This window comes from Oceanobacter antarcticus (assembly GCF_044962685.1).
Taxonomy (GTDB): domain Bacteria; phylum Pseudomonadota; class Gammaproteobacteria; order Pseudomonadales; family Oceanobacteraceae; genus Oceanobacter; species Oceanobacter antarcticus.
The window spans coordinates 22,528-40,419 of the sequence record NZ_JBBKTX010000025.1 but is presented as its reverse complement, the minus strand read 5'-3'; the positions used below and the strand labels follow the sequence as shown (position 1 = coordinate 40,419).

The 17,892-nt window shown below is 55.1% G+C and carries 17 protein-coding genes; 6 read left to right on the top strand and 11 right to left on the bottom strand.

Features of this window, described 5'->3' with window-relative positions:
* Positions 1-25 precede the first annotated feature (25 nt).
* The 4 genes from WG929_RS17355 to WG929_RS17340 all read right to left on the bottom strand — a co-directional run bounded on the left by WG929_RS17355 (position 26) and on the right by WG929_RS17340 (position 3,452).
* The gene (locus tag WG929_RS17355) at positions 26-760 is read right to left on the bottom strand and encodes a response regulator transcription factor (protein ID WP_416207105.1); all 735 of its coding nucleotides are present in this window, start codon (positions 758-760) and stop codon (positions 26-28) included.
* Positions 753-2,228 carry a sensor histidine kinase gene (locus WG929_RS17350; protein ID WP_416207104.1) on the bottom strand — a complete coding sequence of 492 codons (1,476 nt, stop codon included), beginning with the start codon at positions 2,226-2,228 and terminating at the stop codon, positions 753-755. The genes WG929_RS17355 and WG929_RS17350 overlap by 8 nt, the downstream gene beginning before the upstream one ends.
* 143 nt (positions 2,229-2,371) lie before the next feature.
* Entirely contained in the window at positions 2,372-2,920 is a 549-nt protein-coding gene (locus WG929_RS17345; protein ID WP_416207103.1) for a glutathione peroxidase, read from the bottom strand.
* A 46-nt stretch (positions 2,921-2,966) separates the two neighbouring features.
* Positions 2,967-3,452, bottom strand: coding sequence for a MarR family winged helix-turn-helix transcriptional regulator (locus WG929_RS17340; protein ID WP_416207102.1), 486 nt, complete (start codon positions 3,450-3,452; stop codon positions 2,967-2,969).
* A gap of 76 nt (positions 3,453-3,528) precedes the next feature.
* On the opposite strand from WG929_RS17340, the gene WG929_RS17335 reads away from it, so the two are divergent.
* Positions 3,529-3,684 carry a hypothetical protein gene (locus WG929_RS17335; protein ID WP_369855694.1) on the top strand — a complete coding sequence of 52 codons (156 nt, stop codon included), beginning with the start codon at positions 3,529-3,531 and terminating at the stop codon, positions 3,682-3,684.
* Between the two features lie 155 nt (positions 3,685-3,839).
* Here the strand turns inward: WG929_RS17335 and WG929_RS17330 are convergent, their stop codons facing one another.
* The 6 genes from WG929_RS17330 to WG929_RS17305 form a co-directional block, all read right to left on the bottom strand.
* On the bottom strand, positions 3,840-4,577 hold the full coding sequence (locus WG929_RS17330; RefSeq protein ID WP_416207101.1) for a type 1 glutamine amidotransferase: 738 nt from the start codon (positions 4,575-4,577) through the stop codon (positions 3,840-3,842).
* Between the two features lie 81 nt (positions 4,578-4,658).
* Positions 4,659-5,465 carry an ABC transporter permease subunit gene (locus WG929_RS17325; protein ID WP_416207100.1) on the bottom strand — a complete coding sequence of 269 codons (807 nt, stop codon included), beginning with the start codon at positions 5,463-5,465 and terminating at the stop codon, positions 4,659-4,661.
* Positions 5,465-6,406, bottom strand: coding sequence for an ABC transporter permease subunit (locus WG929_RS17320; protein WP_369855697.1), 942 nt, complete (start codon positions 6,404-6,406; stop codon positions 5,465-5,467). Before WG929_RS17320 ends, WG929_RS17325 begins: the two co-directional genes overlap by 1 nt.
* A 10-nt stretch (positions 6,407-6,416) precedes the next feature.
* Entirely contained in the window at positions 6,417-7,583 is a 1,167-nt protein-coding gene (locus tag WG929_RS17315; protein ID WP_416207099.1) for an ABC transporter ATP-binding protein, read from the bottom strand.
* A gap of 86 nt (positions 7,584-7,669) precedes the next feature.
* Positions 7,670-8,761, bottom strand: a complete 1,092-nt coding sequence (locus WG929_RS17310; RefSeq protein WP_416207098.1) for a polyamine ABC transporter substrate-binding protein — start codon at positions 8,759-8,761, stop codon at positions 7,670-7,672.
* Positions 8,762-9,179: 418 nt separating this feature from the next.
* A complete protein-coding gene (locus tag WG929_RS17305) occupies positions 9,180-10,505 on the bottom strand; it encodes a glutamine synthetase family protein (protein WP_369855700.1) in 1,326 nt (441 codons plus the stop codon).
* A gap of 159 nt (positions 10,506-10,664) precedes the next feature.
* On the opposite strand from WG929_RS17305, the gene WG929_RS17300 reads away from it, so the two are divergent.
* The 3 genes from WG929_RS17300 to WG929_RS17290 all read left to right on the top strand — a co-directional run bounded on the left by WG929_RS17300 (position 10,665) and on the right by WG929_RS17290 (position 13,835).
* On the top strand, positions 10,665-11,360 hold the full coding sequence (locus tag WG929_RS17300) for a GntR family transcriptional regulator (protein WP_369855701.1): 696 nt from the start codon (positions 10,665-10,667) through the stop codon (positions 11,358-11,360).
* A 274-nt stretch (positions 11,361-11,634) separates the two neighbouring features.
* On the top strand, positions 11,635-13,035 hold the full coding sequence (locus WG929_RS17295; protein WP_416207097.1) for an aspartate aminotransferase family protein: 1,401 nt from the start codon (positions 11,635-11,637) through the stop codon (positions 13,033-13,035).
* Complete coding sequence (locus WG929_RS17290; RefSeq protein ID WP_416207096.1) at positions 13,035-13,835, top strand: helix-turn-helix transcriptional regulator; 801 nt, start codon at positions 13,035-13,037, stop codon at positions 13,833-13,835. The genes WG929_RS17295 and WG929_RS17290 overlap by 1 nt, the downstream gene beginning before the upstream one ends.
* A gap of 352 nt (positions 13,836-14,187) precedes the next feature.
* Here WG929_RS17290 and WG929_RS17285 read toward each other — a convergent pair whose 3' ends face one another.
* Entirely contained in the window at positions 14,188-14,721 is a 534-nt protein-coding gene (locus WG929_RS17285; protein ID WP_416207095.1) for an NADPH-dependent FMN reductase, read from the bottom strand.
* 167 nt (positions 14,722-14,888) lie between these two features.
* Here WG929_RS17285 and WG929_RS17280 point away from each other — a divergent pair, with 167 nt between their 5' ends.
* Entirely contained in the window at positions 14,889-15,803 is a 915-nt protein-coding gene (locus WG929_RS17280; protein ID WP_416207094.1) for a LysR family transcriptional regulator, read from the top strand.
* Positions 15,804-16,707: 904 nt separating this feature from the next.
* On the top strand, positions 16,708-17,892 hold the full coding sequence (locus tag WG929_RS17275) for an AAA family ATPase (RefSeq protein WP_416207093.1): 1,185 nt from the start codon (positions 16,708-16,710) through the stop codon (positions 17,890-17,892).

Below are 17,892 nucleotides of genomic sequence, written 5' to 3'. Positions count from 1 at the left end.
AAATAACCGCTGGAGAACAGAGTAATCAAGGGTCGGCCAAATCGGGCTGATAGCAATAACCGACACCGCGAACCGTCTGGATCAGTTTGCGATGTTTGGCGGTATCCTCCAGCCTGGCACGCAGGCCTACCATGTACTGATCGAGTGCGCGAGAGTTCGGTAAATGCTCTCGTCCCCAGCCACGATCATAGAGTTCATCACGGCTGACGACCTCACCCCGACGCTGATAAAGCAGTTCGAGCAAACGGAATTCCCTCAGGTGCAGCGTCATCTGTCGACCATCGGCAAAGCCGAGACTCAAGGCCTGACAATTGATATAGCGGTCACCGATAAAAAAGCCACTGACTGAGCGCTCTGGCGACCGCATCCATGACAATCGACGCGTCATACCAGCAAGACGGGCAAGCAGCTCATCGATCACAAAGGGTTTGCTGAGATAATCATCTGCACCGGCGCGTAATCCACTCACCCGGTCAGCCACCTGACCCCTGGCCGAAAGCATCAGCACCGGAAGCAGCGGGTGATGTTGGCGTAAGCGGCGGCACAATTCATCGCCGGAGACACCGGGCAAATGACGATCCAGAATACACAAGTCCGGCACCAAGGCGCTGAGATTCCCGGCCACTGCTCCCCTCGCAAGCAGCTGTTCCGCCTCTTCTACCGAAGCACAAGCATGACAGCTATAACCCGCTGCCGTCAGCAACTCGACCAGCCCCAGACGCAGATGCCGATCATCTTCCACCAGTAACAAGCTATACACGCAACACACCCGACTCAAAAACCGGCACCGCGTCAGATAACGGCATCTGTAGCACCGCCCGATAGCCCTCTGCGGTCAATTGGCTCCGCCAGCACCAGCCTTGCTCTCGCACCAGACGGCGGCAAGATCCCAGGCCCGTGCCCGCCCACTCATGCCACCGCCACCAGCCAGAACGTCGCCGAGTGCCCGCCGGATACCTGCAACACAACTCAATCACCAGAGTAGCCGCTGCCGCCCCACTGCCCTCTTCCCTGCAGGCCAGAGTCACCCGGCTACCCGGTGCATGGCGTGCACAGTTATCGAGCAAGTTATGCAGAATACGATTCAATGCTTCAGGGGAATAAGACAACAACGTTGTGCCACCCAGATCGAGCGTCAACTGACACTGTGACTGCTCTAGCCGGGCAGCCGTAGCACGCGCCAGACGGCGAATCTGATCCTGGGGACAATGCGCGAGTCGCGAAACCTGCCTGTTGCTCCACCGCCGGGGTTGCAGCGGAAACAGCAAAGCAGCCAGCTCAGACACCAGCGACTGCAACCGCTGCCCTTCTTCCTCCAACACCGGACAATAACGTCTTGCAGCGTCGGGCTGACGGGACATCAGACCGCTGTACAACAGCACATTTGCCAATGGCAAACGCAGATCATGGATCAACTCCCGCAGTTGCTCGCGGAGCTCGACCGCAAGCACACGGCGTGTCCGGGCTGCCGTTAACCAGCGCCAACCCCACAACACCATGCCCGCAAGTGTACTGATCACCAACCCCAGAAACAGCAGATCGTCTTTACCCCAGAGCAGAGTCCAGGATTGTGATACCTGTTGTCGCCCCAGCCTCTCATCATCTTGGCTACCAGCTATTCCACCGTGCAGCTGACTGGCAAACAGCTGACGATCAGGCATTGCTGCCATAGAAGAAGTAGCAGAAACAACAGCGGAAGAAACAGCAGCAGGAACCGCAGCCGCCACACACAAGGTCTCTGCCAGCGCCGTAACAGGCGGTTGCCAACAATACAGCCTGGCTTGGCCAGTACTGAGATACACAGCTAATGACACCACACCCGTGTCGCCAGACTCCAGGCGACGCCGCAACTCCGTCATGCCGGGCAAAGCTTCCGTCAACAGTGTCGACTCGGGAAACGTCGACATCCCGGAGAGATCCGGATACACCCGATGACCCGCCTGCCACCGCACGACCAACTCAATATCGATGGATTCATACGCCAACGCCCGTAACTTGTAAGCCGCTTCTGTCTCTCCCAAGCCCAGTAGTGGCGAAACCAACGCCTGAATGCGTTGCTGTTGCTCCAGATCAGAACGGGCAACCGTCGGAGACTCCAGCGCCGCCCAACCAATCAGCAGCCACGGCCAGCAACCCAACCATAAACAGAACAACAACCAGCGGCGCCAAGCAAGCATCAGCGCAACATCCGCCATTGACGACGGTAAAAGAAACAGCGGAGCAGACATACGGTCACCAACTCAGAGTATCCATGTCAGATTACTCATCTGCCACATGCATACCATGGTGCCTTCGGGTTGAAAGTACCCGACTCAGGAAGGAGGAATAGCGCTATAACAAAAAAAGCCCGGCGATACCGGGCTCCAGACGATCAGGCTGTCAGTGCGGCGTCGACAGCGGCTTTCAGAATCGGCGAATTCACCGTCATGTCGGGCGCAAAACGACCGATCACTTCACCGTCTTTGCTGATCAGGAATTTTTCAAAATTCCACATCACAGCGGTTTCATCGTCAGACAACAGATTCATACCCGCCAGCTTGTCCTTGAAGCCGCTACCCTCTTCGGTAGTACGCTGTGGCTGAGCGGCAATCAACTGCTGATACAGCGGATGACGACCCTCACCGTTCACCTCAACCTTGCTGAACATCGGGAACGACACACCATACGTCAGCGAACAGAATTCCTTCACCTCCGCTTCCGTACCCGGCTCCTGACCAAGAAACTGATTACATGGAAAACCAAGAATTTCCAGACCGCTGGCCTGCGCTTCCTTGTACAGCGCTTCCAACTGTTCGTACTGTGGCGTCAGACCACACTTGGACGCCACATTCACAACCAGCAAGGCTTTACCGGCGTAGTCGGACAGGGATTTTGCTTCGCCATCAATGGTGTTCACCGTGGTTTCGTAAATCGTACTCATAACATATCTCCAAAGGAGTGCGGGTGGGTGTGCAGCACGTTACGTGCTAATCCATCAGTTCAATCAGTGAATTCAAATCCGCTCGCAGCCGCGCAAGCCACTCGTTATCGGCTGCCAGACGGCATGCCATTGCAGCAGGAATACCAGCAGCGGACGCCTTTAACGCCGCACCGCCACTTGTGACCGATACCAGCACCCGGCGTTCATCCTCCAGACAACGCCGACGGCAAACCAGCCCGGTCTGCTCCATACGCTTCAGCATCGGCGTCAACGTGCCGGAATCCAGGTGCAAACGCTTGCCCAGCGCGCCGACCGTCCATTCCGCTTGCTCCCACAGCAACAACATCACCAGATACTGCGGGTACGTCAGCCCCAACGGCTTCAGCAACGGGCCATAGGCCTTCACAATCAGATTGGATGCAGCATACAGCGGAAAGCACAACTGCTCATCCAGCCGGAGTCCACGGTCATCAACAGTGCTTGCCGCAAGATCAGGCGCAGCGGAAGTATCCAGCGCAGCGGAATCGGTCATACAGAACTCCATTTAATGAAAGGAGTATTGCTAAAAATTAAATTGTGAGCAATATAATTTATTAAACAGGCTCACTTTGCGCTGTCGTAAAGAATCCGATCTGGATTTCGCCAAACAACAATACTGCCCAAAAGTCAGCAAAGAGAGAGGCGGCTACTACACCCATGTTCACGCCGCCTATACCAGTGCCGCACTCGATGCCATAGAACCCATGATGCCGTCGTTAAAGTAAGAAACCAACCCTGAATAAAAAGGGATTAAGACGTTTTGCCGCTTTCCATTTTTCGTAGCGTTTCGGGTAGGGACCGGCTCCGTCCGTGTCCGCCCGGCTCCGTTAAGGACAGCCACGGAGGGCGTCCCTACGTCATCGTCGTTGCGGCCGGTTTATTACTGTTTTTGCTGCAACACGGCCACCAGCCAGCCCGCAATCACCGGGGAGTCCAGGCAGGCACCGGGTTGTCGTACGCTGACTAGTCCTTGCCGGGCGTCTTGCAGCGGGATGCCCTCGCCGCCGCGTTCGTCGAGCAGGGCGTCTTCAAAGCCGAGGGTAAATTCCGGGTGGGGTTGCAGGCTGACAATGCGGTTGTCGCAGTAGCTCAGCGCGGCGTAGCGGCAGAAGTCGGAGTGGGCCAGTACGGTCGCACCTTCTGGCAGTATGCTCACCTGATCCTGATGCACGGCGTTGATGTTGAGTGTTTGCGGCGCTTGTCCGGTGGCTTGTTCGAGCTGTTGGGCAAAGCCGTTGTCGAGCTGGTAGGTGTTGATTCCCAGACCCCAGCCGCCGCTGTATTTTTCGACCTTGCCACCCAGCGCTTCGGCAATCAGTTGGTGGCCAAAGCAGATGCCGACTAACGGTCGTTTCGATGTGGCTATATGGCGCACCAGTTCCTTGAGTTGCGTAATCCAGTCCAGCTGTTCGTAGACGCTGTGTTTCGAGCCGGTGATCACCCAGCCATCGCAGTCGTTGGCGCTGGCGGGGAGTTCGCCAAGGCTGACGTTGTAGATGACGTAGTCGAAGCCGGGGTTGTGGGGTTGGAACAGGCGGATAAACATATCGGCGTAGGAGCCGTATTGGTCGATCAGGGTATCCGGGGTGATCCCGGTGACCAGAATACCGATTTTCATAAAGTGCTCGTTGTTAACGGTCGTAGGGTGCGCATAACACGCCAGTGGTGTGTTATGCGGGCTGCCTGTTACAAGCAGGCGTTACGGCTGAGGCCGTTTTTTCATTTGCATCATCGCCACGACGACACCAATCGCCACGATCAGGATCATCAGCGTTGCCAGGGCGTTGACTTCCGGGGTCACGCCCAGGCGTACCTTGGAGAAGATCACCATGGGCAGGGTGCTGTCGCCTGGCCCGGAGACAAAGCTGGCGATCACCAGGTCGTCGAGCGACAGGGTAAACGACAGCAGCCAGCCCGACAGGATCGCCGGGGCAATCAATGGCAAGGTGACCAGAAAGAATAACGATGAGGGTTTGGCTCCCAGGTCCATCGCTGCTTCTTCGAGGGATTCGTCAAAATCCGCCATCCGTGCCTGCACAATCACGGCCACATAGGCCATACAGAAGGTGGTGTGGGCCAGGATAATGGTCAGGGTGCCACGTCCGGCAGGCCAGCCAAACAGGCCTTCCATGGCCACAAACAGCAGTAACAACGACAGGCCGGTAATGACTTCCGGCATAATCAACGGGGCAGAAATCCAGCCCGAGAGCATCATTTTGCCGCGAAACTTGCCCATTCGACTGAGTGCAAAACCTGCCATGGTGCCAAGTACCACCGCCAGCGAGGCGGAGATAAAGGCAATCTTGATGCTGAGCCAGGCGGCGCTGAGTATCTGTTCGTTCTGGAACAGTTCGCCATACCATTGCAGCGACCAGCCACCCCAAACGGTCACCAGTTTGGACTTGTTAAAACTGTAGATGATCAGTGAAATAATCGGCACGTAGAGAAACAGAAACCCCAGTGCCGAGGCAGAATATAAAAACCAGGAACGACGTTGTGCGGCCATTATTCGGCCTCCTTGCGGTTACGCAGCAGCATGATGGGTAATACCAATACCACCAGCATCACGGTGGCCACTGCCGATGCCATCGGCCAGTCGCGATTGAGCGAGAATTCATCCCACAGTACCCGGCCAATCATCAGGGTATCGGAGCCACCCAGTAACGCCGGTATCACGTATTCCCCCACCGCCGGAATAAACACCAGGGTGCAGCCTGCCAGAATACCGGGCATGGCCAGCGGCACGGTCACCAGGAAGAAACTCTGCATTGGCCGACAGCCCAGGTCTTCTGCGGCTTCCAGTAGCGAGATGTCCATTTTCTCTAACGTGGTGTAGAGCGGCAGAATCATAAACGGCAGGTAGGTGTAGACGATGCCGATATAGACCGCGAAGTCGGTTTGTAACATCTGGATTGGTTCGCTGACGATGCCCAGGTTGATCAGTATATCGTTGACCAGGCCGTTCTTTTTCAGCAGCCCGACCCAGGCGTATACCCGTAACAGGAACGAGGTCCAGAAAGGCAAGACCACCAGCGCCAGCAAGAGGGTGCGGGTACGGGATTCGCTGCGGGCAATCAGGTAGGCCATGGGGAAGCCGATGATCAGTGCCAGCAGAGTCGAGATACCGGCAATCCGGATCGAACTGAGGTAAGCCTCCAGGTAGAAGGAGTCTTCCCACAGAAACAGGTAATTACCGAGATTCAGCTTGATGTTGAAGTAGGCGTCTTCCAGCTCAACCAACGCGGTATAGGGCGGTATGGCGATGGCGGTTTCCGATAGCGAGATCTTGAACACCACCAGAAACGGGATAAAAAAGAACACCGCCAGCCATACAAACGGGGCCGAGATCACCAGTTGGCGACCCCAGTTAATCCGTTTTAATGGCAGTTTGTGAAACGCGCGTTGCAACAGCGCTTGTGCGGCTGTGTAGCCGTTGAATTGACTCATAAGGGTATCCTCAGCTGGTCAGCACGACGGCGCTATCCACATCCCAGTACAGGTGTACCCGTTCATGCCAGGTAAAACGGGCACCGCTGTCGCGGGAGGTATTGGGCTGGGTCACACGGACTTCCTTGCCGCTGTCGAGGCGTACCCGGAAGACCGACAGGCTGCCCATGTAGGCGATGTCTTCGATCACGCCAGAGCAGGTGTTGTCGGTTTGTACCGGTGGCTCGTGGCTGATGAGCATTTTTTCTGGCCGGATGGCCACGCACACTTCCTGATTGGGCGCACAGCTGATGCCATGGTTGAGGTACACGCTTGGCTCAAAGTCGTTGCAGCGAATACGCACGCGATCCGGTTCGTCTTCCGTCACCCGACCATTAAGCAGGTTGACCGAGCCGACAAACCGGGCGACAAACTGGCTGTTGGGGTATTCGTAAATATCGTGGGGCTCACCCACCTGGACAATGTTGCCCTGGTTCATCACGCCGATACGGGTCGCCAGCGTCATGGCTTCTTCCTGGTCGTGGGTGACCACCACAAAGGTCACGCCCAGCTCGTCCTGAATGTTCACCAACTCAAACTGGGTTTCTTCGCGCAGTTTTTTATCCAACGCTCCCAGCGGTTCGTCGAGCAGCAGCAACTTCGGGCGCTTTACCAGCGAGCGCGCCAGGGCTACCCGCTGGCGCTGACCACCGGAAAGCTGGTGTGGTTTGCGTTTGCCGAGATGGCCCAGTTGCACCATGTCGAGCATATCGGCCACGCGACGCTTGATGTCGACGTCGGCCAGCCGCTGGCGCTTGAGGCCAAAGGCAATGTTTTTTTCAACGCTCAGATGCGGGAACAGCGCATAAGACTGAAACATCATGTTCACCGGTCGATTCCACGGCGGAATGCCAGCCATGTCGACATCGTCAATCAGAATACGGCCACTGGTCGGCTGTTCGAACCCGGCCAGCATCCGCAGCAGGGTACTTTTGCCCGAACCGGAGCCGCCCAGCAAACAGAACAGCTCGCGCTTGTAGACTTTCAGGCTGATGTTGTCGACGGCGGTAAAGTCACCAAACTGTTTGGTCACCCCGTCAAAGAAGACAAACGGATGGGCCTTGGGGTCGCGCCACAAGTCTGGCGTGGGCGCCGTCAGCGGGTTGGTTTTCGGGGCGGGTTGTTGTGCTGTTGTCATAACCTGGCTACCAGTTAGACGGGGGCTGCCCCCCTCGGGAATGGTAGCACCGCCCGGATGTTTCTCCGGGTCGGTGCGAATATCAATTAACGGCCGGTTTTGACGTTTGACCAGGCACGGTTGAGCACGCGGTCAAACTTGGCGGTGTGGGCTTGCTGGGTAAACAGCTTGGCTTTCACGGCGGTACTTGGGTAAATGCCCGGGTTGCTGATCACGTCTTCGTTCAGGAATGGCTCGGCAGCGGTGTTCGGTACGGCGTAATAGACGTAGTTGGAGATACCGGCTGCGGTTTTTGGCTCGAGGACAAAGTTGATGAATTGGTAAGCCGCGTCTTTATGGGGGGCATCGGCAGGAATCGCCATCAGGTCAAACCATACCAGCGTGCCTTCTTTCGGAATGACGTACGCCACTTCCACTCCCTGTCCGGCTTCTTCTGCGCGGCTCTGGGATTGCAGAATATCGCCGTTGTAGCCCAGCGCGACACAGATTTCACCGTTGGCCAGATCGGAGATGTACTGGCTGGAATGGAAATAACGGTAGTTGTCACGATTGGCTTTCATCAGGGCTTCAGCCTTGTTCAGGTCGCCCTTGCTTTCTGAGTTGGGATCGAGACCCTGGTAGTTCAGCGCAATCGACATCACTTCTGCCGGAGAATCCAGCAAGCCAATGCCGCAGTCTTTCAGCTTGGCAGATATTTTTGGATCAAAGATCAGGTCGAGGGTATCGACAGGCATCTCACCCAGTCGCGCCTTGATCATTTCCACGTTGTAACCCAGACCAATGGTGCCCCAGGCCCATGGCACACTGTGGGCATTACCGGCATCGTGACGGGCGACTTTTTCCAGCAGGGTCTGGTCGAGGTTGCCGTAGTTGCTCAGCTTGCTGCTGTCGATGGTGGCGTAGATACCGGCCTGAATCTGACGTTCAAGAAAAGCACCGGTCGGTACTACCAGGTCGTAACCGCTGCTGCCCGTCATCAATTTGGCTTCCAGCACTTCGTTGGAATCGTAAACGTCGTAGTTCACCTTGATGCCGGTTTTTTGTTCGAATTCAGCCACCGCTTCCGGGTAGATATAATCCGACCAGTTGTAGATATTCAGTTCCTTATCAGCGGCCAGAGCGCTGGATGCGGCCGTCAGCGCGCATACAGAGGCCATCAGAGCAGACAGTTTGAGCATATGTTTCTCCAGAAATAACACGTTAGTCGAGCAACCTTGATCGTCACGCTACGGATGCCGCCGAGGCATTCCCATACCCCCCAGGGGCTAGATCCCCGGTGGGCTTTATACAGGCCAGTAAAATCAGGCCCTGTAGAGCCAATATTGGCTTATTTCCGCCACAAGCTGGCCGACAATGTTCACATTACCAGCCGCGCCACCCTGCGAATCTGAGCGGCACCGGTCACATCCAAAGCCAGCACAGTACTCCACAACCAAAACAGGCGACCCGATGGGCCGCCCACTGTTGTCACTCAGATTGTGCTGTCTGTGCTGTCATTCAATTTTTGTCGCACCCGCCTTGTCGCTGACGCACATTCGTGTACCAACCATGTGCTGACCATGTGCTGACGCGACCAGTGCCAGGCTTGTGCTGCGGTTACAGCAGGCCGAGGTACGACTCATATTCAATGTCGGAAATACGGCTGTTCAGCTCGGTAATTTCCTGGCGCTTGATCGCACAGAAAACATCCACAAACTCATCGCCCAGGTATTCACGCAGCACTGCACTCTTGTCCAGCGCCTTGATGGCGTCGTCCCAGCGATAAGGCAAACGCGTCGACTCGTGGGAATCGGCGTAGGCATCGCCTTCCATCGGTTCTGGCGGCACGAGTTTGTTATTCAGGCCATACAAAGACCCGGCCAATACGGCCGCCAACACCAGATACGGGTTAGCGTCGGCACCGGACACCCGGTGCTCCAGCCGCCGTGCTTCCGGGTCACCTTCCGGTACCCGTACTGCAGTCGTGCGATTCTCATAACCCCAGCAGGCAAATACCGGCGCATGGGAACCGTCCTGAAAGCGGCGATAGGAATTCAGGTGCGGCGCAAACAGCAGCATCGAGCTAGGCATCAATTCCAGCAAACCGGCAATCGCCTGGGTCAGCATCTCGGTGCCTTCTTCGCCGCCGTTGTCGAACAGATTGTTACCATCCTTGTCGACCAGGCTGAAATGCACGTGAAAGCCGTTACCGGAATGTTCGGCGTAAGGCTTGGCCATAAAAGTGGAAGTGTAACCGTGCTTGCGGGCAATGCCCTTGACCAGCCGCTTGAACCAGATCGACTGGTCACCAGCGTTTAACGGGTCGGAGACGTGCTTGAGGTTGATCTCGAACTGACCCGGCCCCAGCTCGGAAATAATGGTATCGGCCAATACACCCTGTACATCACAGGCGGCACGCACTTCAGCAAAAAACGACTCCAGGCCATCGACGTCTTCAATTGAGTAGGCATCGGTGGTGTTGAGGCGGCGGCCATGACCCCGGTCCAGCACCGGCGGACGCGGACGCTGTACTTCTTCCGAGTCACCATCCATCAGATAGAATTCCAGCTCGGTGGCCATCACCGGATACCAGCCACGCTCATGGAAACGGTCGACGATGTTTTTTAATACCTGGCGCGGATCGACGTTAAAGGGCGAGCCGTCCGGGTTCATCATCATCGCCTGCAACTGATGGCGCTCTTCGCCAGCCCAGGGCACCAGAGTCGGTTTGTCTTGCACGGGTATACAAATACCGTCGTTGTCACCGGTTTCGAACACCAGGCCGTTATCAGGGACATCACCGCCCCAGAAATCGACACCGATAACGGAGCGTGGCAACTTGACGCCCTCTTCATAGACTTTATCCAGCGAGCTGCCTAACAGGCGTTTGCCTCGCAGGTTGCCGTTCAGATCGACGATAAAAAGATCAAAATCATTTTGCATGGAACACCTGGTCATGAAGGAGCACAAGGAAAGAAGGGGCACACAAACGCTCTGGCTGCCCCGCCTGTGTTGTGCTTGAATATCCCGAATTGTGATCACATATTCGATGACAGGCAAGTAGCAAACACGAGCAAAAACCGCAGGCAGAGCGCTATCAGCATGGATAAACACACCCCGATTGATCTCACCCTAACTGAGCGCCACAGCGCTGTAACTATCACCCAGTGGGTATACAGCACACTGCGCCAGGCCGTATTACTGGGGAAAATAGCGCCAGGGCGTGCTCTTACCATACGCGAATTGGCGACATTGCTCGATGTATCCCCCATGCCCATCCGCGAGGCTCTGCGCCAGTTGTCGGCAGAAGGGGCATTGGAAATTCTCGAAAACCGCCGCGTTATGGTGCCGAAAATGACGGCGATGAAATTTGCCGAGCTGGTTGAAGCCCGCATCTGCCTCGAAACCCACAGTGCCGTGCGCGCCATGCCCTACATTGATGAAACCCGGCTGGCCCAGCTGGAAGAACTCGACAGCCGCATTGATATCGCCAGCGAGACCGGCAACAGCCACGATGTAACCCGGTATAATCAGCAATTCCACCGCCTGCTTTACACCGCCAACCCGCATCAGGTTACCCAGTCGTTAATCGAAAGTCTGTGGCTGCAACTGGCGCCGTTTATGCAAGTCGCCAGCGAAAATCTTGATGATTATTACCAGGTCGATCGCCACAAGGAGGCCGTTGCCGCCATTCGTGAGCGCGATTCTCTGGCCTTACAAATGGCCATCAGCGCTGATATTCGCGACGGTTGTGCTTTTGCCTCCTCACCAGAACAGCTGCAACAATTGCTCGGTTAGCAAGACCCGGCTGCCGGGCCGCTGCCATTTGTATTCCGCATCGCCTTAACAACCTCTCTTTGCATGGCATTTCTTTGCATGGCATTTCTTTGCAGAACTTCGCTTCGCACACATTTCTTCGCCGACGCTGCCAGCCAGGCATATTTTGTCGTCGTCCGCTATTGGACAATCTGGACGATTGGTGATTTCAGGCCAGTCCTTTTGTACAGCCATTGACCAATTCATTTTGTGATCACAAAATTGTGATCACATTTAAAGAATTAAGGTACGTGACATGAGCCACGATTCCAACACCACTACTGCAACCAGTCATTCCTCCCTGCAGCAGAGCGACGCCCGTTTCCACCTGCATCCGTTCACCAACACAACGCGCCTGAACAACAAGGGTGCACGGGTGATCACTCACGCCGACGGGGTGTACATCTGGGATGAACAGGGCCACAAGATTCTCGATGGCATGGCAGGCTTGTGGTGCGTCAATCTGGGTTATGGCCGTGAGGAGCTGGCCGAAGCCGCCGATGCCCAAATGCGCACACTGCCTTACTACAACACCTTTTTTCAAACTACCCATGGCCCCGCAGTCGAACTGGCTGAAGCTATCGCCAGTGTGACCCCTGGGGATCTTAACCGGATTTTCTTCGCCAACTCCGGCTCAGAAGCCATTGATACTGTGATGCGTCTGACCCGCCACTACTGGGCGCTCCAGGGCAAGCCATGGCGTAACATTCTGATCAGCCGCGAGAACGCCTACCACGGCAGCACCATTGGTGGCACCAGTCTGGGTGGTATGAGTGGCATGCACAAACAGGGCGGGCCGCTGGTGCCGAATATCGAACGCATCCGGCAGCCTTACTGGTATGGCGAAGGCGGCGATCAAAGCGAAGAAGCATTTGGCCTGTTAGCAGCGCGGGCACTGGAAGAAAAAATTCTCGCGGTTGGGCCAGACAACGTCGCGGCGTTTGTGGCGGAACCGATTCAGGGTGCCGGTGGCGTGATCGTACCGCCCGCCAGTTATTGGCCCGAGATTCAGCGTATTTGCCACAAGTACGACATTCTGTTGGCGGTGGATGAAGTCATCTGCGGTTTTGGCCGCACTGGCAACTGGTTCGGCAGCGATACCTTTAATATCCAGCCCGACATTATGTCGATGGCCAAGGGCTTGTCTTCCGGCTACCTGCCGATTGCAGCGGTTGCGGTTGGTGATCGTATTGCCAACACGTTGATGGCTCAGGATGAAGACTTCAACCATGGCTTCACCTATTCTGGTCACCCGGTCGCCGCAGCGGTGGCATTAAAAACCATCGACATCATGAAAAATGAACATATTGTTGAGCAAGTCCGTGACAACACCGGCCCTTACTTCCAGAAAACCCTGCGTGAAAGCCTGCCTGATCACCCGTTAGTGGGCCATATCGAAGGTACCGGCCTGATCGCCGGTATGGCACTGGTGCAAGACCAGGCCAGCAAAACCCTGTTTCCATCAACGCTGGACATCGGCCTGATCTGCCGTGACCACTGTTTTGATAATGGCCTGATCATGCGTGCGGTCGGCAGCCGCATGGTATTGTCGCCACCCTTGGTGATCAACAAAGCAGAAATCAACGAACTGTGCCAAAAAGTCCGCCTCTGTCTCGACCTGACACTGGCCAGTGCACAACAGGCAGGAGCACTCTGATGTCTGAAATAACCGCAACCAAGGCGTTGGCGAATCTGGTCGATCATATTCGCCTGACCAGTTTTCCAAAGGAGTTGGCCAACTACCTCACCAGCCTGGCGCATTTCGATACCTGCCTGATGTTGGTGTTTGTTCCCGGTGCAAAACCAACGCTGATTTACACAGAGACTGACGCACCCAGCGCAGCATTGGAAACCTACCTGCACCACAGCTATCTGCTCGACCCGCTTTACTGCGCTCTGCAGCAGAGCAGCAGCAACCAGATTACCGGGTTAAGCCGCCTCAGCAACATCGCCCCGGATTCCTTCACCCAGAGCGAATATTTTAATAGCTGCTATCAGGAATTTGACCTCGTTGACGAAATCAACCTGGTCATCGAACTGGCGGAAAACCGCTACTTCACCCTTTCTCTCGGTCGCAAATCCAGCCTTGGCAGCATCACCCGTGCAGAAATGAACCGGCTGCAGGAACACTGCGCCATGGTCAGTGCATTGATTCGCCAATTCTGGCTCTCCAACGCCGATGAATATCTGCCCAACGGCCAAAGCCGCAGCACCCTGACCCAGGCATTACGCACTTTCGGCCAGGGCGTCCTGACCCGTCGCGAGCAGGAAATCACCGCCCTGATTCTGCAAGGCCACAGCTCCCAGTCCATCGCCGAGCTGCTCAACATCTGTGTTGGCACCGTCAAAGTACATCGCAAAAACATCCATGGCCGGTTGAACACCTCGCAACAAAGCGAAATTTTCACCCTGTTCCTCAACCACCTCAGTGAAATGGATATGCGTATCGTCGCCTGAAAGGATCGGCCTTGCCTCCGTCCGTGCCCGCATGTATTCGGACAGCCACGGAGGGCGTCCCTACCATTGACCGCCATTTATACAACGTAGGGACCGGCTCTGTCCGTGTCCGCAAACCGGCTCCGTCCGTGTCCGCATGTATTCGGACAGCCACGGAGGGCGTCCCTACCATTGACCGCCATTTGTACAACGTAGGGACCGGCTCCGTCCGTGTCCGCAAACCGGCTCCGTCCGTGTCCGCAAACCGGTTCACACGTATTCGGACAGCCACGGAGGGCGTCCCTACATTCAGGCACAAAAAAACCGGCAGAGCCGGTTTTTTAAATTTACAGCGATCAGGCCATGCGAGGCATCACGCCAGCGTTGCCAACGCCTCAGTCAGCGCCGCAGTCAATTCCGCATTGCTCAGCTCACCTTTCTCAACATCAAAGTTATCGTAGAACGACGGCACCGACAGTTGAGCTTTCACGTCCATGGCGAAATACGGCGCGGAACCCACAGCAGTCGCTAATACACTCTGCGCACCACCAGGGCCAGGGGAAGCTGCCATTACCACGACCGGCTTGTTCTGATAAACCTTCTGATCGATACGGGAAGCCCAGTCAAACACGTTTTTATACGCCACACTGAATGAACCATTAAACTCACCAAACGAGATCAGCACGGCATCGGCTTCGCCGATTTTCTTGAAAAACGCCTGAGCCGGTTCAGGAATACCGGACTCCTGTTCACGATCAACACTGTAAATCGGCATCTCGAAGTCATTCAGATCGAGGATTTCCAACTCAGCGCCAGTGGTCTGTTGCAGCTGCTTAGCCGCATGAGTGACCAGCTGCTTGTTAATGGACTGACGGCTGTTAGTAGCGGCAAACGCTAATACTTTCATGCGGTGGCTCCTTCAAGATGAAGATTGGTTGATGAGGTGTACCTTACATTAGCCACACAGATTGATTAATAGCATTTTTGTGGAGTTATTGTTTCCACCTGACTATCAATAAGCCATTATTCACGCCGTCAAAAGCCAACACGTCGTGAGCGAGAAAAGGAGACAGCATGACTTACAATGCCCATCTGCTGGACGGCATCATCATCTTTGCCGAAGTGGTCAGTGCTGGCAGCTTCACCCGCGCCGCCGACAACACCGGGCACTCCACCTCCTATGTCAGCAAAGAAATCGCCCGGCTTGAAGAACGCCTCGGCACCCGCCTGCTCAACCGCACCACCCGCTCACTGCATTTGACCGCCGAAGGCCGACTCTACTACCAGCAATGCCAGCAAATCATTGCCGATGTCAGCAATATCCAAAACGCCCTGATGGGCCAGCAACAACAACCTACCGGCACCCTCAAGGTCAGCTGCCCGGTCAGCTTTGGCATGGCCCAGATGCGCGGCATATTCTCCGACTTTCTGCAGCATTACCCACAGGTCGGCCTCGAAATCGACTTCAACAACCTCAAGGTCGACATCGTCGCAGACGGCTTCGACGTTGTGATACGAGCCACCCCGCAACTGGAAGACTCCAGCCTCATCAGCCGTCGCGTTATGCGTTCACGGGCCGTGACACTCGCCGCTCCGTCCTATTTGCAACAATACGGAACCCCGCAACGGCCAGAAGAACTCGCCGAACATCACTGCATCACCTACACCTACCTGAAAACACCCCGTCTCTGGCACTACCGCAACCAATACGGCAAAGACATCCAGGTCGAGGTAAACAGCCGGGTCAGCAGCAACAGCTCAGAAATGGAAATATCCCTCTGCCTCGCCGGACAAGGCATCGCCCGCATGCCCTTATTTTTATTCACCAACGAAATCAGCAGTGGCCGACTCATCGAACTGTTTACCGACTACCAACCGATGGTGATTGATATCTACCTGATCTACCCCAGCCGCAAACACATGTCTGCCAAAGTACGCTGCTTTATCGATTTTGTTGCCGAGCGACTGGCACAACGCAGCGGGATATAAACCTGGCGTTTGCTGTTTCCCTTTGCAAATTTCACACTCCCGATATTCGGTAGCCGTACCAAACCAGCCAATCAGGAGGCAGTCCGCCCAATACCTGCCTCGGATTACTGTGCCATCCGGAATCGACTGATCCATGGCTATTCCGGCATTGTGACGATAAGGTCTGGAGCATTATTCAGAATGAGCTGCCAGAACCGGAACAACGGCTGCAGTGACGGCAGCACAACAACCGGGCACGACACCTCAACGACAAGGAACCCTATGAGCGACATCAAGTTATTCACTCTTGAGCACGGCAAATATTTTCTACGGTTTTCCAATGTACGACGAACAAATGCAGGCTGACATACATACATACATACATACATACAGGGAAGGTGATTATCGGCGGTTGCGAAATGCCGACAATCAATCAAGCCGGAGAATGGGACAGCCCGTACTGGCAATGCAGCCAGTGCGGCTGCGAGATATACAAGCAGGAACATTTGCCACCGTTACCCGACAAGTGACCCGGGCACTTTGACCAAGCATTTTGACCAAGCACCTTGACCAGGCATACCGACATCAAGCATTTCCGGCAGCACCCGATGCACTTCCACTCACCGTCGCCAGGCGCTACGTTGTGATCCGCTTTGTTGACGGGATAAAGTCATGAACCGCGCACACACGAACCGCGCACAAACACTCACCACTTTATGTAGCTGCAAACACGAACTTCAGGATCGCGTTGGGGTACGGGAATTGCCTCGGTTTGGTTCAACCGCTCGCGTCACCAACACCGACAATAGATAATGATACTGCTTGGATTAATTATTCTTGGGGTAATCCTTCGGCAACTCTTCCAAAGAACCCCCCAGTTAAAACTGCTAACGTACGCCATTGAACGCATAACAGGAGTCACAGAGTGAAAATCGAGTCTCTGTCGATCAAAAACTTCCGCGTATTCCAGTCAGTGAAAATCACGAAGATGCCGGGCCTCTGTGTCTTTGTCGGAGCGAACGGCACAGGTAAAAGCACCCTGTTCGATGTATTTGGTTTTCTCAAGGATGCTCTGGCTGGCAACGTCCGTACTGCCTTGCAAAAACGAGGTGGCTTTCATGAAGTGGTTACCCGTGGCCACGCCCATGAAGCCATCGAAATTTCGGTACAATGTCGGTTATTGATCAACGACGTAGAACGTCTGGTGACCTACCGGCTGGAAATTTGTCTCGACAATAATCGCCCTGTCATTACCAGCGAAATACTCAGATACAAACGTGGCAAATATGGCTCTCCCTATCACTTTATCGACTTCCAGAAGGGCAAGGGTTACGCCATTGTTAACGAGGACGATTTTAATAAAGAAGACTCAGAGCTGGAGCGAGAAGAACAAACCCTGGACAGCCCGGATATTCTGGCCATCAAAGGACTGGGCCAATTCCAGCGTTTCAAGGCGGCCAGTGCCTTCCGGCAGCTGATAGAACATTGGCATGTGTCTGACTTTCACATCAGTGAGGCGCGCCCATCGCAGGATGCCGGTTATGCCGAACATCTGTCGGTCAGAGGCGATAACACCGCGCTGGTAGCCCAGTATCTGTACGAACAACACCCGGATATCTTTAGCCAGGTACTGGCAAAGATGAAACAACGGGTTCCTGGTATCAAAGACGTCAAGGCGATCGAAACAGATGATGGCCGTATTCTGCTCAAGTTTCAGGATGACTCATTCAAAGACCCGTTTATTTCTCGTTATGTCTCTGATGGCACTATCAAGATGTTCGCGTACCTTCTGTTGCTTCATGACCCGGCCCCTCATCCACTACTCTGTGTCGAAGAACCCGAGAACCAACTGTATCCCAGCTTGATGCCCGAACTGGCGGAAGAATTCCGTCTTTATGCTGAACGCGGAGGACAGGTTCTAGTGTCCAGCCACTCCCCCGATATGCTCAACAGTATTCAGTTATCAGAAATTTTCTGGCTGAAAAAAGAGCAAGGACTGACGATCATTCAACGCGCCTCTGACAATCCGTTGCTGGTCAGCCTGGCGGCTGCCGGAGACCTGCCCGGTGCACTCTGGAAACAAGGACTGTTTGATGGAGTAGACCCTTGA